Here is a 14,378-nt window from a genome sequence, read left to right on the forward strand (position 1 = left end):
GCGCAGGTTTAAATCGCGCCGCTACGGATTAACGTCCCAGCCTTTCCAGCAGTTTCTGATGAATCCCGCCAAAGCCACCGTTACTCATTACCAGAATCGAATCCCCTGGCTGCGCGACTTTCGCCACCATTTCTACCAGCGTATCGATATCGGCACTCCAGTGAGCAGGCTGGATGCAGGCATCCGCCACATCGGCAACCTGCCACGGAATATGGTACGGCTGGAACAGGAACACTTCATCGGCACGTCCCAGTGACGGTGCCAGTTCATTCTTGCTAACGCCCATTTTCATAGTATTGGATCGCGGCTCCAGCACGGCCAGAATCCGTGCCGTACCCCCCACTTTGCTGCGCAGCGCGGCCAGGGTGGCGAGGATCGCCGTTGGATGATGGGCAAAATCGTCATAAACCTTGATGCCGTTCACGTCACCACGCAGCTCGAGGCGACGGCGCGCATTGATAAAACGCCCCAGCGCTTCACCGGCATCGTCTGGCTTCACTCCCACATGACGCGCAGCGGCCATCGCCATCAGGCCGTTATGCATGTTGTGCTCACCCACCAGGCCCCAGTTCACTTCCGCCACTTTCTCACCATCAAGCCGGGCTTCCCAGCGTGAGGCATCCGGCGTCAGTTTTTTCGCCTGCCAGTGACCGTTGTCTCCTACCGTTTCCTGCTCACTCCAGCAACCCATTGCCATCACCTGCTTCAGGTTATGATCGTGTTCCGGCAGCAGGATCTTGCCCTGGCCCGGTACGATGCGGATCAAATGATGGAACTGTTTCTGGATGGCGCGCAGATCGTCAAAGATATCCGCATGATCGAATTCCAGATTGTTGAGGATCAGTGTGCGCGGGCAGTAATGCACAAACTTGGAACGCTTGTCGAAAAAGGCGCTGTCGTACTCATCCGCCTCAATAACGAAGAACGGGCTTTTTCCTAATTTTGCCGAAACATCGAAATTTCCTGGCACACCACCAATAATAAAGCCCGGCTCAAGGCCACAAGCCTCAAGAATCCACGCTGCCATGCCGGCTGTGGTGGTTTTACCGTGGGTTCCGGCCACGGCCAGCACCCAGCGATCGCGTAGCACGAAATCGTGCAGCCACTGCGGGCCGGAGAGGTAAGGAATGTTACGTTCCAGCACTGCTTCCACACAGGGATTGCCGCGCGTCATGGCGTTGCCGATGATCACCAGATCCGGGGCGGGATCCAGTTGACTGGCATCATAACCTTCCGTTAATTCAATGCCTTGCTGCTCCAGCAAGGTACTCATTGGCGGATAGACATTGGCGTCAGAGCCGGTTACTTCGTGGCCAAGTGAGCGCGCCAGCATCGCCAGACCGCCCATAAAAGTGCCACAAATCCCAAGGATGTGAATGCGCATAAAGAGATCCATTACTCAAAAGTTCGGCGCACAGTGTAACGCCGAGTGCAGGTGGAAGAAACGGATTAGGACTATGGTTTTTAAAGTTCAATCGGCTAAACTGCGTACGCATACGTTGGCAGTTTGTTAGAGCTGCTGCCACTCCATCGTAGATTCAGGGAATGTGTTATGAAAACGTTAGGCGAATTTATCGTCGAGAAGCAACACGACTTTCCTCACGCCACAGGTGAACTGACGGCGCTGATTTCAGCCATCAAGCTGGGTGCGAAAATTATCCACCGCGATATCAACAAAGCGGGTCTGGTGGATATTCTCGGTGCCAGCGGCGTGGAAAACGTACAGGGTGAGCAGCAGATGAAGCTGGACCTGTTCGCCAACGAAAAGCTGAAAGCAGCACTGAAAGCACGCGGCATTGTGGCGGGTATCGCTTCCGAAGAGGAAGATGAGTTCGTCATCTTCGAAGGAGTGGAGCACGGCAAATATGTGGTGTTGATGGATCCGCTGGACGGTTCTTCCAACATCGACGTTAACGTTTCCGTTGGTACCATCTTCTCGATCTACCACCGTGTGTCCCCGCCGGGCACCCCGGTTACCGAAGCTGATTTTATGCAGCCGGGTAGCAAGCAGGTTGCAGCCGGTTACGTGGTGTATGGTTCATCCACCATGATGGTTTACACCACCGGGGTGGGCGTGCACGCCTTTACCTACGATCCTTCACTTGGGGTGTTCTGCCTGAGCCACGAACGTATGACCTTCCCGGAGAAGGGCTACACCTACTCCATCAACGAAGGTAACTACATTCGCTTCCCACAGGGCGTGAAAAAATACCTGAAGTTCTGCCAGGAAGAGGATGTCGCCACTCATCGTCCTTACACCTCACGCTACATCGGCTCTCTGGTGGCTGACTTCCATCGTAACCTGCTGAAAGGCGGCATTTATCTCTATCCAAGCACCGCCAGCCATCCGAAAGGCAAGCTGCGCCTGCTGTATGAATGCAACCCGATGGCCTTCCTGGCTGAGCAGGCAGGCGGTAAAGCCAGCGACGGTAAAAACCGTATCCTGGATATCCAGCCAGAGACCCTGCACCAGCGTTGCCCGTTCTTCTGCGGCAACGACGCCATGGTAGATGACGTCGAGCGCTTCCTGCGCGAGTTCCCGGAAGATCGTCAGGGCTGATTGGCCTCGATGACGGAAGCCCGCTCAATGCGGGCTTTTTGTTGCTGGTAATAATTTTCGATTTCTTTCTCTGCTCTCTTGCGCCCCAGTTTCCCGACCGGGAAATGTCCCAGGCCCAGTATGTATAAAATCATACCGACAACCAGGAAAAGTAATCCGGGAACTTCAGCACGGATACCGACAAAGATAGCAAAGAAAATAATCGCTACCCCGACGCCTACCAGACAAAATGCTTCGATATAACGTTCCCTGATCTTTTTAGGGTTAATAAACAGCTCACCCTCAACATTCACGCTGAGATAATGTCGGTGCATCACAAAGTATTTATTACTGCGTATTTCACTGGAGCAGTCGATAATCTTTATCACTTCATCCTGAATATGGCGATTCTCAATACCATACATTCGTTGGTTGACCAGCTGAATATATTGCTGCGCCAAACGGCTGCGATCCTCATTACTCAGAAACGAGTTATCCAGCTGGCTGGCAACAAATTTTATCCGATTATTTAATGAGTTTTTGAAGATATGTTCACCCTTAATATCGGAAAACATACTTTTCAGCATACCGAGAACCGGAAAGAGCACCAGCAGGAGCAGGGTATAAAACGGATGGGTCTGGATAGCAGCTAATAACGTATCTATATGTTCGACTACGGCAGGATTCATTATCATCTCCTTGATATTTTACCCTGATTAACGTAGCAGAATATCAGTAATGATGATCGTATCATTTTGTAGCGGCACCCTTTATCGCGCCGCTACAGGTCCGATGTTAATTTACACCGTCGTTATACGAAACTGCGCCATAGAAGCCTGCAACTGCTGTGACTGCGCTTCCAGCGATTGCGTCGCGGCGCTGGCTTCTTCCACCAGTGCGGCGTTCTGCTGTGCCGCCTCATCCATTTGCGTCACCGCCTGGTTGACCTGCTCAATACCACGGCTCTGCTCCTCCGATGCTACCGAAATCTCCTTCATCAACGCGGTCACGCGCATCACTTCACTGGAGATCTCATCCATGGTTTCGCCTGCCTGAGTGGCCATTTCACTGCCTTCTTTCACCCGAACCTGGGATTCGCTAATTAACTCACGAATCTCCTTGGCGGCGGTGGCGCTGCGCCCTGCGAGGGTTCGCACCTCATTGGCCACCACGGCAAAACCACGCCCCTGCTCACCGGCGCGCGCCGCTTCCACAGAAGCATTCAACGCGAGGATATTGGTCTGAAAGGCGATACCGTCAATCACGCTGAGAATATCGGCGATACGGTCAGAACTGTGGGTGATTTCCCGCATCTTCTCCATCACATAACACACCACTTCGGCACCGCGATCAGCCGTGTCCGAGACGCTGTTTGCCAGCTGGTGCGCCTGATGCGCGTTGCTGGCATTGAGGCGTACCGTCGCGGTGAGCTGCTCCATGCTGGCTGCGGTCTGCTCCAGCGAGGCCGCAGATTCCTCGGTACGCTGCGACAAATGCACGGTACCTGCCGACAGTTCACGGCTGCCAACATCAATTTGCAGGCTGGCTTCGCGAACCTGGCTGACTGAATCACACAAGGCCAGTTGCATGGCGGCCAGCGCCTGATTCAGTCGGCCCAGCTCGTTATTGGCGGTGGCTGGCAGTGCCTGCGATAAATCCCCCTCCGCAACCTGTTGCAGATGCCCGATCGCCCCCTCCAGCGGGCGCAGTAATAAACGACGCAGCAGCTGCCATGCCAGCACAATCATCAGTACTGTCATCAGCACCGCGATGCCAATCAGGACTTTCATCTGTACTTCGTTGCGCGCCGCCTGGGCCAGTCGCTCGGCTGACACCTGATCGGCATAGCGGCTGAAATCCTGCACTGCTTTGGCGTAATTGGCGGCCAGCATCGAAAGATTGCCCTCGAGCACCGTGTAATATTCATCGGTATATTGCTTCTGCAACGCATCCATCATCGGCGTGATGCCCTGTTGCAGATAGGCAGCAAAGTTGGCGGCCACTGCATCCGCCAGCGCTTTACCCTGCACTGTCACCGTACCGGCATCGACAAAATCCTTCAGGTGCTGCTGCGAAGTGGCGACATCAGCCTGCGCCTGTTTCGTCACTGCCGCGCCCTCATCCAGCAGGCCGATTTCGATCTTGCGCACCGCCAAAGCGCCACTGGCACGAGCGCGCATCAGGTCTGCATTGCTTTGGTACAGGCTATTGAGTTCAACGCCCTGGATGCGATTGATAACATCCAACGACTGATTGCCTGCGTTGATGGCGTAAATACCCAGGGTGCTGACCGCCAGCAGCAGCAATGTCATAAAAGCGAGTAAAGCGAGTAAACCGGTCCGTATTGATAAATTTTTGATCATGATAGTACCCGTGTGTATGAAAAAAGGCAGAAATCCAGCAGCCCTAAAACGGATAAGTTATCGGCAGTCACTTTGCTAAACTTTAACCACTGTTGATGGTCAATGGGCTGATGATCACCCTCTCTTAAACATTGCTAAAGTCACTTTCATCCCGAATAAGGAATATCACGATGTATAAAGTGTTCCCGGTTGCCTGTCTGTTACTGAGCAGTTATGCGACAGCTCAGGAAAATGCGATCGACCAGAAGTTACAGCAGTGTCTGAATAAGGAATCCAGCACTGCCGCGCTCACGCAATGTTACGACAGTGCAAATAAAGCATGGGATCAGGAGATGAATCAGCAATACGAGCAGGCAATGAAAAAATTAACCGGTGAACCTAAAGCCAAATTACGCAGCGCACAACGCGCCTGGCTGGCTTACCGTGACAGCTGGCTGGATGCCAGCAAAAGTGTCTTCTTTGCCAGCCAGGGCACGATGGCATCGCTTTCGCTGGGGGCACAGGGCGTGAATCTGGTGCGCAATCAGGCGCTGATGCTGCAATCAATTAACAAAGGCAGTTGCGTCAATCCCGATGATTGTTGATAAATGGGGGCGGTGAAAAAACCGCTTCGCGCTGGTCGTTGCCAGTGCCCCTTCAATCCTCTGGGAGAAATCATGGCTGCTTATGCCTCCACCATTATTCTGGTTTGCCTCGCTGTGCTCAGTTATTTCGTTCATAACAACGCTGTCACTATCTCGATTCTGATTCTGCTGGTGATCAAAATTACCCCGCTGGCACAATTCTTCCCTTATGTGGAAAAGCAAGGCATTCAGCTCGGTATCATCATTCTTACTGTGGCGGTGATGGCCCCGCTGGCCAGCGGCTCGCTGCCGGCTTCCTCGCTGATTAAGTCGTTCGCTAACTGGCAATCGATTGTGGCCATTCTGGTGGGGGTGTTTGTCGCCTGGCTTGGCGGTCGTGGCGTGCATTTTATGAGCGCACAACCTTCAGTGATTGGCGGCTTACTGATTGGTACGGTGATTGGTGTGGCTTTCTTCCGCGGGGTTCCGGTCGGACCATTAATTGCCGCAGGTATCGTCTCGTTGTTTGTGGCGGCGAAGTAAGCGGCTGGACCATTCCGAAACGCCAAAAAGGGGGCATACTTTCAGAGTCAGTTGGCTATAATAGCCGACACTCAACTTACGACTAATGAAGGAAAGCCAGATGAGTTTGAACCAGGTGCCCGCAGGTAAAGATCTGCCAGAAGATATCTATGTCATCATCGAGATCCCGGCAAATGCCGATCCGATCAAATATGAAGTGGACAAAGAGTCTGGCGCCCTGTTTGTAGACCGTTTCATGTCTACCGCCATGTTCTATCCGTGCAACTACGGTTACATCAACCACACCCTGTCTCTGGATGGTGACCCGGTTGACGTACTGGTGCCGACCCCGTATCCGCTGGAACCGGGTTCTGTGATCCGTTGCCGTCCGGTTGGCGTGCTGAAAATGACCGACGAATCCGGTGAAGATGCCAAACTGGTTGCCGTACCGCACACTAAGCTGAGCAAAGAGTACGATCACATCAAAGATGTGAACGACCTGCCGGAACTGCTGCGTGCACAGATCACCCATTTCTTTGAGCACTACAAAGATCTGGAAAAAGGCAAATGGGTTAAAGTTGACGGCTGGGATAACGCCGAAGCAGCCAAAGCCGAGATCATCTCTTCTTACGAGCGCGCACAGAAGAAATAATTCTGCCGCCCCTCGCGCATAAAAAAACACCGTCCAACCGGACGGTGTTTTTATTTATGCTTCTGATTCGTCATCACGCTGCAACCAGTCACCGCTGATGATGCGCGTGCGACCGGTAACCGGACGCTGGTAAACGTACAGCCAGGCGCTGCCGAAGGGCGTCTGGATTAACTGGCGTTTGTATTCGCCATTTTTGGTGCGCAGGGCATCCAATTCGCCAAGGGTGATGGCGTCGATGCGATAGACCTCGCAAAAGACATTGCCCTCACCCTCAATCACGCCGGGATAGTGACCGAGATTGTAGAGTTCGTACCCTTCAATCTGGTGGTCACCAAGCCATTGCGCATTCGTCATCCAGTGACTGTTTCCCTGTTTGCGCCGTAAACTGCCGTAGACAATTATTCGCATTGCTAAAACTCAAACTGATAGAGCAAATCCAGTGCCTGATCAACACCAGACACAGCTTCCAAATAAAGTTTGGGCATCAGGCGATAACGCAAGGTTAAGGTCGCCAGTGAATCAAATATGCCAACACCGTATTTTACTTGCAGACCCGGTAGCACATAACCACTCACCTGCACCTGTTGGCTATCGCCAACGCCGGTGGTATCAAGCGCAAGGTTACTGACGCCGAACGTCTCGCCGATTTTACCCATAACCTGCCCACTTTGTGCAACCCCCAGACCAATTAACGCTGAAGTTAATGCATTACTGTCGCCATTGGCATCGAGTCCCTGGCCGCGTAACAGATAAGACAACGCCTCCTGCTGCGACATCGTTGGGTCGGAGAAGATTTCGACTTTCGGCTCATCAGCTAACCCGGTGACACGGATACCTGCGGTGACGTCATCCTCAGTGGAGTCGGGGTTACGGATGGCTTCCAGGTTAAGATAGGGCTGATCCGGCGGTCCGGCAAATTGCAGTTCACCTTTGCGCACAATCAGATCCTGACCATAAGCATGGAAACGACCATCCGGGATATTAATCTGGCCGTTTAAGCCGAGACCGGTTCTGTCCTGCACCAGCTTCAGATCACCGTTCAGCTTCGCTTTCAGACCAAAGGCAGACAGGCGCACATCGTTGCCGACGTGAATGACCAGATTGCTGTTGATCGGGATCGCCGTGGTTTTTGGCTGAATCGGCTTCAGGTTCTGGTCCAGCATCACCTCATCCGACGACACGCCAGTCGCGCTGGCCGGTACTTCCTGCACCGTGATGCGCGCCCACGGGATATCCACCCGGCCATCAAGATTGAAGGCGGCGGGGGTCGCTTCAAACACCAGATCTGGCGACACGTCCATACGCACCATCGGCGGCACGGTGACACGTACCCGGCTTCCCTGCGCAGCAATGCGCGCCCGCCAGTTATTCAGCTGGCTCCAGTCGGCGTTCCCGTTGAGATTGATGTTGCCCTGTGCGGTCTGAATCAACCCATTAAGGGTAGAACTCATGCCGTTAAACACCATGTTGAGATTGGCGGCAGTAAGGGCAACCGGCATAAAACTGGCTTCCACATTCACGCCGCTCAGTCCCAACTGGCCGAATACCTGCGGCTGTTGCAAATTACCGCCGAGGCGCAGGGCGCTGTTGAGATTGCCTTTGATTTTCTCGCCCTGCATCAATGCCGGGTTGAACATCGCCAGCGAAATATTGCTGATATTAACGTTACCCGACAGCTGACGACGGTGCTGCGGATCGGCGATTTGTACGTCACCGCTCAGCTGTCCATTGTTGGCAATGTGTATCAGCCAGTCGAGCTGGGCGCGGCCATTACGTAGCGCGGCATTCAGGTTCAGGGTGTCGAAGGCGATGGGCAAGGTGTTGCCCTGCACATCCTGCTCCACTTTCACGCCGTTGCCTTTCAGCGAGACGGTACCGGTCGGCAACGCACCATCAGAAGTCCAGTTAACCCGGGCATCACCGCTGAACACCCCTGCCAGTTTGGTTTCATCGGTCAGGAACGGTTTGAGCATGGCTAAATCAAAGCGGCTGAGCACCACATGTGCATGGCCGCTGGCTCCTGCTTCAATCGGTTCCGGCACACACAGTTGCGCGTTCGGGTTCTGCCAGCAGTGTGGCCCAATAGTCGCGCTCTGCTTGCTGTTGAGATAGTCAATCGCCATGGCACGCGTCAGACGCCACTCGCCCACTGGCGTATCGAAGCGGGTATTATTCAGCGTGCCCTGCCAGTGCTGGGTTTTGCGATCAAAGCTGCCGTTCAGCGCCAGCTGACCGGAGACCGGCTCGCCCTGCACCTCAAGTTTTAGCTGATGCTGCTTCTCGTTGCCGTCGGCATTGAGCGTCAGCAATTTAATCGCCAGCGCATCCTGTTTTAGCTGTTCCACCCGCAACTGCAATTTACCCGCAATCTGGTCACTGGATTTCACATCCCCCTGCAGCACCACGCGCGCAATTTGCAGCTGCTGCCAGCGCAGGCCAGTGGCCGTGAGATCGGCCAGCAGCTGCGGAGCCTGTAGTGTACCGCGAGCCTTGATGGTGCCTTTCACCACCCCACCCAGCCCTGGCAACGCGTTGTCGAGATGCGGAGCATCAATGTTGGCATCCAGATTCAGCGCATCGCCCAGTTCGCCTTTGACGTCCACATGGTTACGCCCCAGCACCAGGTTGATACCCGGGATTTTCCACTGGTTGTAGCTATTGCCGGTCAGGGAGCCATCAGCGCTCACCGCGTTCTGTTTGACGTTCCCTTTCAGCTGTAGCTGCGGCACGCTCAGTTGCCAGCTACCGCCATACAGGCTGCCGCGCGTGGCGATTTTTCCATCCAGCTTCGCCGGCCAGTCCGGGTATTGTTTTGCGGTATTGATGCCGGACAACGTCAGTTCACTGCGCCAGCTAATCGCTTTGCTCCAGTCCACCAGCGCGGTCAGGTCGATATTGCCCTGCAACGCCGCCACGCGCAGTTTGTCGAGGCTGAACTGCTGCACATTCCCTTTGCCATCAAGAGAAATCGCCGCAGGCGGCACCCCTTCACCCTTCACGGCGGTACGCAGCGACATCACATAATCGGTGGCTTTGCCCTTGAACTGATAATCCAGATTATCGGCCTGATATTGCACCGGACCGGCCAGCGGCCAGCGCAATTGCGGGCTGGTAAGCCTGAGCGATAACGGCAACCCAGCGACGGCAGGCTGTGCCGCAGCATCCAGCTGCGCCTGTACCGGGCCAGACAAATTGAGCGCCAGTTTCAGCTCATCACGCAGCGCACCGCTGAGATTCATTTTAATCTTCTCGCCCTTAATCGGGTCGAGATTCACCGCGCCGTTAAGGGCAAAGTTTACCGGCCAGTTCTCAGCCAGGGTGGCATCGCCGCTGGCGTTCAGTTGCCCCTGCGTCGAATCCACAGCGAAGGTTTCCAGTTGCAGATGGCGGTCAGCGGTTCTGGCCTTCAGCAGCAGGCTGTTGATAGTTATATCGGTATCGCCGGTTATGCGCAGCTGGTTGCCTGTCAGCTCTTGCACGGTGATATCCAGTGGCAGTTGGAAGTCCGGCAGTGCGGGTAACAGCGGTTGCGCGAACATCGCCTGCAACGTCTCACCCAGCGGTTTTTCATCCGGTTTAGGCTGCTGCACTTTCGGTTGCACCACCTGCTCATCCGCCACTTTGGCCGCTTTTGGCAACGCAATCAGCAAACTTTCGATATGGGTGGGAGTCAGCGTCAGGGCGCGGTTCTGCCATTGCATACCGGTGGTGAAATCGAGCAGCGAAATCGCCGTGTCATCCACTTTGACATTGATGTTGTGCAGCCCGACTTTACTCAGCGTGATCGGGTAAGGCGTGCTGAGGTTGGTGCTGCCGCTCGCCTGCTCCGGCGGGGAGGCACTGGCCGGTGCCATTTGTTTGCTATCCACCACCACGCTGACATCCTGCAACGCAATATCGTTGACGCATACCGACGAGTGCAGCAGGCAGTTGAGATTGAGCGCCAGATGGAAGCGCCCGGCATCGACGCTAACTCCCGGCATGGTGTACTTCACGCCGCTCAGCGTCAGATCGCGCCAGCCACCTTCAACTTTGTCGATCGACAAACCCGGCACCCAGCGATCGGCTCCCTTCAATAGCAGATGCAAACCCGGAGTGGTGCCAATCAGGAAAGCCACGCTGCCAAAGATCAGCAGCAGAAAAATACCAAAACCAATCAGGACCTTTTTCCACAGCTTCATAGTTCAGGCCCCAGTCCGATATAAAATTGCAATCCGTGCTCCTCGCTATCACCAATCGGGCGGGCAATATCGAGTTTGATCGGCCCAACCGGAGAGGCCCAGCGCACGCCGAAGCCCGCACCGGTTTTGAAGTTGCTTTGTGTGATATCGTTAACCGCCTCACCGGAGTCGATGAATACCGCTCCCCACCATTTTCCGCTCACGTTGTACTGATATTCGAGCGAACCGGTCGCCAGTTTCGATGCACCGGTCAGCTTGCCATTGTCATCGCGTGGCGAGATCCCCTGATATTTGTAACCGCGAATACTGCGGTCCCCCCCGGCGAAGAAACGCAGGTCAGGTGGCACTTTGTCGAAATCGTTGGTTTCGATCCAGCCAAGGTTGCCGCGTATCACAAAGCGGTTTTTCTCACCCAGCGTACGGATCCAGACGTTTTGCGCCTGCAGGATCAGGAAATCGACATCCGATCCCCAGGTGGTATCCGACACATCGGCGGAATAGCGCTGCGAGTCACCCCAGGTGGGCATCAATCCCCCGCGCGAACGGGTGCGGCTCAGGCTGACGCCAGGATAAATCAGCATGGTGGTGTTGGTGACGCTGCCCTGGGTAAAGTGATCGAGGCTCCAGCGCAGATTGACCGCGCGCTGCCAGCCACTGCTGCTGTCCCAGTTACGCGATACGCCAAGCGTATTCGTATCGGCTTTGGTGTCGTTCAGATCGGTGCGTTTCACTCCGGCGGAGAAGGTATAGTACTGTTCCAGCGGGCTTTTCAGCAGCGGGACTTTGTAGCTCAGATCGATCTGCTGTTCCGGTGCAGAAATGTAGGCGCTGGTGGTCAGGCTGTGGCCACTGTCGTTGATCCAGGGCTTTTTCCAGGTGCCTTTCAGACGCGGGCCCACATCGGTGGAGTAGCCAATACCGGTTTCCAGCGTATTTTCTACCCGCGGGGACACGGCCGCGTTGAGCGGCAGTATCTTGGTCTGACGCCCTTTGGCAAAGTCCGGTGCCACCACCACCGAATTGAACCAGCCGGTGGCGGAAAGACGACGGTTCAGTTCCGCCAGGTCACGCGAACTGTAAGGGTCACCCTTTTTGAACGGCACCAGATTGCGCAGGTAAGCTTCCTGGATCTGCGAGCCCTGGAAAGTGACATCGCCGAAGCGATAGCGCGGGCCGCTGTCGTAGTCGATATCCCAGAAAGCCTCCCGGCGCTCGACTGATACACCAAGCTGGCTCTGCTTAAAGTCACCATCAAAATAACCATTACGCAGTGCCAGGCTGGAAAAACCGCTTTTAAATCTGTCGTAATCACCGTGGTTAAGCTGGGTGCCCACCTTCGGCGTGCCCTGTTTAACCCAGGCTTTGTAATCGGGATCGTTTTTCGCCGCCCCCTCTACCACGATGGTGCTGCCGCCAATCTTTACCGGCTCTCCTGCCGTGACGCGCGCGATCAATACCGGACGTCCACCCTGTGGCGGTGCCGGACGCGATTCAAAATCAATCTGCGGTTCGTAGTAACCGAGTGCGCGCAAACCCTCTTTAACCGCGACGGAAACACGCGCGCGGAAACGACCGTCGTTAGAAACCTCGTCGCTCCCTATGGTGGAGAGACGCGCCCTGACGTTTTTCTCTAAATCCCCGGATAAACCTTCCAGCTGTAATCGCACCTTAGCCGCCTGAAGGGCGGGTGCCACCAGCAGCAGGCTGGCTATGCAATAAATATGAAATCGTGGCACGCTTACTCCTGTTAATAATGCCTGCCCCTATTCCGCAGGGGCATGTCTCTGTTTCGCGGGTAAAATCCAGCGCAGGCATACCCATCAGCATAGCCGCTCTTTTCCCCGAACAGCTGTGTAAACGCGGCAATTAAGCCAAATCGTCACTATTGTCGGCAAATGACGGGATCGATACAACAACGAAGCGGCGCTTCTGCGGTTTGCCAGCACGCACTCAGACTATTCTTAAGCCGCCTGACGTCTCCGCTAGCGGCATGATAAGCGCTGCTGCTATAATCAGCGTCCTGCAGGCAACACCTGCATTCATTTCTGCCCCGACGCTTAACTGCCTTGTCGAATTGGCGCAGACATTTTTGGCACGGATAGCCCTGTTTGACTGGTGAGTACCGGACGTACGCCCATTCCCATGCTGCCCAGGCCAAAAATGACAAGTGATTAACCCAACGGATCTTTTATGCTCGATAGCTTACTTGTCATTCTTTTACTGATTGTTATCAGTGCGTTTTTCTCCCTGTCGGAGATCTCGCTGGCTGCTGCCCGCAAGATCAAGCTGAAACTGCTGGCCGACGAAGGCAATATTAACGCACAGCGTGTCCTGAAAATGCAGGAGACGCCAGGTATGTTCTTCACCGTGGTGCAGATCGGCCTTAATGCGGTGGCCATCCTCGGTGGTATCGTCGGTGATGCGGCGTTTTCACCGGCTTTCCGTTCGCTGTTCATTCGTTTTGTGTCCCCGGAGCTGGCTGATCAGTTGAGCTTCATCTGCTCCTTTACTGTCGTCACCAGCCTGTTCATCCTGTTTGCTGATTTAACCCCGAAGCGGGTTGGCATGATCGCGCCGGAAACCATTGCGCTGCGTATTATCAATCCGATGCGTTTCTGCCTGCTGGTGTTCCGTCCGCTGGTGTGGCTGTTTAACGGCCTGGCTAACGTCTTCTTTCGTATTTTTAAACTGCCAATGGTGCGTAAAGATGACATCACCTCCGATGATATCTACGCGGTGGTGGAAGCAGGCGCGTTGGCCGGGGTGCTGCGTAAGCAGGAACATGAGCTGATTGAAAACGTGTTTGAGCTGGAATCACGCACCGTGCCGTCTTCAATGACATCGCGCGAAAATATCATCTGGTTTGATTTGCATGAAGATGAAGGCAGCCTCAAAACGAAAATCGCCGAACATCCTCACTCCAAATTCCTCGTCTGCGATGGCGATATCGACCATATCGTCGGTTACGTCGATTCCAAAGAGCTGCTGTTACGCGTGCTGGGCAATCAAAGCATGGCGTTGAATAGCGGCGTGCAGATCCGCTCCGCGCTGATTGTGCCGGATACGCTGACGCTGTCTGAAGCGCTGGAAAGTTTCAAAACTGCGGGTGAAGACTTCGCGGTGATCATGAATGAATACGCGCTGGTAGTAGGCATTATTACCCTGAATGATGTGATGACCACACTGATGGGTGACCTGGTAGGCCAGGGGCTGGAAGAACAGATTGTGGCGCGTGATGAGAATTCATGGCTGGTGGAGGGCGGCACCCCTATCGATGACGTGATGCGCGTGCTGCATATCGATGAGTTTCCGCAGTCAGGTAACTATGAAACCATCGGCGGCTTTATGATGTATATGCTGCGTAAGATCCCGAAACGTACCGATTTCGTGAAGTTTGCCGGGTATAAGTTTGAAGTGGTGGATATTGATAGCTATCGCATCGACCAGCTGCTGGTCACGCGTATCGATGAGCGCCCGCCAGTGCTGAATGTCGCTAAAAACGCGGCGGCAGATGCAGAAACCCCCTCATCGTAGCGGGTCCGGATGCTATAAAAAACA

The 14,378-nt window shown here is 54.5% G+C and carries 11 protein-coding genes; 5 read left to right on the forward strand and 6 right to left on the reverse strand.

The genetic code is table 11. The features are described 5' to 3' along the window. Nucleotides 1-28: 28 nt before the first annotated feature. On the reverse strand, nucleotides 29-1,384 hold the full coding sequence (gene mpl, locus AC6I8X_RS17770) for a UDP-N-acetylmuramate:L-alanyl-gamma-D-glutamyl-meso-diaminopimelate ligase (protein WP_497840234.1): 1,356 nt from the start codon (nucleotides 1,382-1,384) through the stop codon (nucleotides 29-31). A 168-nt stretch (nucleotides 1,385-1,552) separates the two neighbouring features. Here mpl and fbp point away from each other — a divergent pair, with 168 nt between their 5' ends. After that, a complete protein-coding gene (gene fbp, locus AC6I8X_RS17775) occupies nucleotides 1,553-2,560 on the forward strand; it encodes a class 1 fructose-bisphosphatase (RefSeq protein ID WP_313690091.1) in 1,008 nt (335 codons plus the stop codon). Here fbp and AC6I8X_RS17780 read toward each other — a convergent pair. Beyond that, the gene (locus AC6I8X_RS17780) at nucleotides 2,551-3,228 is read right to left on the reverse strand and encodes a hypothetical protein (protein ID WP_497840235.1); all 678 of its coding nucleotides are present in this window, start codon (nucleotides 3,226-3,228) and stop codon (nucleotides 2,551-2,553) included. The genes fbp and AC6I8X_RS17780 overlap by 10 nt on opposite strands. Before the next feature lie 111 nt (nucleotides 3,229-3,339). Further along, nucleotides 3,340-4,899 carry a methyl-accepting chemotaxis protein gene (locus AC6I8X_RS17785; protein ID WP_497841053.1) on the reverse strand — a complete coding sequence of 520 codons (1,560 nt, stop codon included), beginning with the start codon at nucleotides 4,897-4,899 and terminating at the stop codon, nucleotides 3,340-3,342. Nucleotides 4,900-5,072: 173 nt separating this feature from the next. Here AC6I8X_RS17785 and AC6I8X_RS17790 point away from each other — a divergent pair, with 173 nt between their 5' ends. The 3 genes from AC6I8X_RS17790 (at nucleotide 5,073) to ppa (ending at nucleotide 6,639) form a co-directional block, all read left to right on the forward strand. Continuing rightward, nucleotides 5,073-5,486, forward strand: a complete 414-nt coding sequence (locus AC6I8X_RS17790) for a lysozyme inhibitor LprI family protein (protein ID WP_497840236.1) — start codon at nucleotides 5,073-5,075, stop codon at nucleotides 5,484-5,486. 72 nt (nucleotides 5,487-5,558) lie between these two features. Then, complete coding sequence (locus AC6I8X_RS17795) at nucleotides 5,559-6,008, forward strand: DUF441 domain-containing protein (RefSeq protein WP_208716608.1); 450 nt, start codon at nucleotides 5,559-5,561, stop codon at nucleotides 6,006-6,008. 100 nt (nucleotides 6,009-6,108) lie between these two features. Further along, nucleotides 6,109-6,639 carry an inorganic diphosphatase gene (ppa, locus tag AC6I8X_RS17800; RefSeq protein WP_031376399.1) on the forward strand — a complete coding sequence of 177 codons (531 nt, stop codon included), beginning with the start codon at nucleotides 6,109-6,111 and terminating at the stop codon, nucleotides 6,637-6,639. 54 nt (nucleotides 6,640-6,693) lie between these two features. Here the strand turns inward: ppa and AC6I8X_RS17805 are convergent, their stop codons facing one another. The 3 genes from AC6I8X_RS17805 to tamA are packed head-to-tail and all read right to left on the reverse strand — an operon-like array spanning nucleotide 6,694 to nucleotide 12,556. Then, the gene (locus tag AC6I8X_RS17805) at nucleotides 6,694-7,047 is read right to left on the reverse strand and encodes a gamma-glutamylcyclotransferase family protein (protein WP_299458849.1); all 354 of its coding nucleotides are present in this window, start codon (nucleotides 7,045-7,047) and stop codon (nucleotides 6,694-6,696) included. 2 nt (nucleotides 7,048-7,049) lie between these two features. Beyond that, entirely contained in the window at nucleotides 7,050-10,820 is a 3,771-nt protein-coding gene (gene tamB / locus AC6I8X_RS17810) for an autotransporter assembly complex protein TamB (protein ID WP_497840237.1), read from the reverse strand. Continuing rightward, nucleotides 10,817-12,556, reverse strand: a complete 1,740-nt coding sequence (gene tamA / locus AC6I8X_RS17815; protein ID WP_313687841.1) for an autotransporter assembly complex protein TamA — start codon at nucleotides 12,554-12,556, stop codon at nucleotides 10,817-10,819. The genes tamB and tamA overlap by 4 nt, the downstream gene beginning before the upstream one ends. A gap of 454 nt (nucleotides 12,557-13,010) precedes the next feature. On the opposite strand from tamA, the gene paeA reads away from it, so the two are divergent. After that, on the forward strand, nucleotides 13,011-14,354 hold the full coding sequence (gene paeA, locus AC6I8X_RS17820) for a polyamine export protein PaeA (protein WP_299458843.1): 1,344 nt from the start codon (nucleotides 13,011-13,013) through the stop codon (nucleotides 14,352-14,354). Nucleotides 14,355-14,378 lie beyond the last annotated feature (24 nt).

The organism is Pantoea sp. X-Soil-TKNS-1280, assembly GCF_059730475.1.

Coding starts and splice junctions, on each gene's coding strand:
- mpl (WP_497840234.1), bottom strand. CDS start 1,384: ATGCGCATTCACATCCTTGGGATTTGTGGCACTTTTATGGGCGGTCTG.
- fbp (WP_313690091.1), top strand. CDS start 1,553: ATGAAAACGTTAGGCGAATTTATCGTCGAGAAGCAACACGACTTTCCT.
- AC6I8X_RS17780 (WP_497840235.1), bottom strand. CDS start 3,228: ATGAATCCTGCCGTAGTCGAACATATAGATACGTTATTAGCTGCTATC.
- AC6I8X_RS17790 (WP_497840236.1), top strand. CDS start 5,073: ATGTATAAAGTGTTCCCGGTTGCCTGTCTGTTACTGAGCAGTTATGCG.
- AC6I8X_RS17795 (WP_208716608.1), top strand. CDS start 5,559: ATGGCTGCTTATGCCTCCACCATTATTCTGGTTTGCCTCGCTGTGCTC.
- ppa (WP_031376399.1), top strand. CDS start 6,109: ATGAGTTTGAACCAGGTGCCCGCAGGTAAAGATCTGCCAGAAGATATC.
- AC6I8X_RS17805 (WP_299458849.1), bottom strand. CDS start 7,047: ATGCGAATAATTGTCTACGGCAGTTTACGGCGCAAACAGGGAAACAGT.
- tamB (WP_497840237.1), bottom strand. CDS start 10,820: ATGAAGCTGTGGAAAAAGGTCCTGATTGGTTTTGGTATTTTTCTGCTG.
- paeA (WP_299458843.1), top strand. CDS start 13,011: ATGCTCGATAGCTTACTTGTCATTCTTTTACTGATTGTTATCAGTGCG.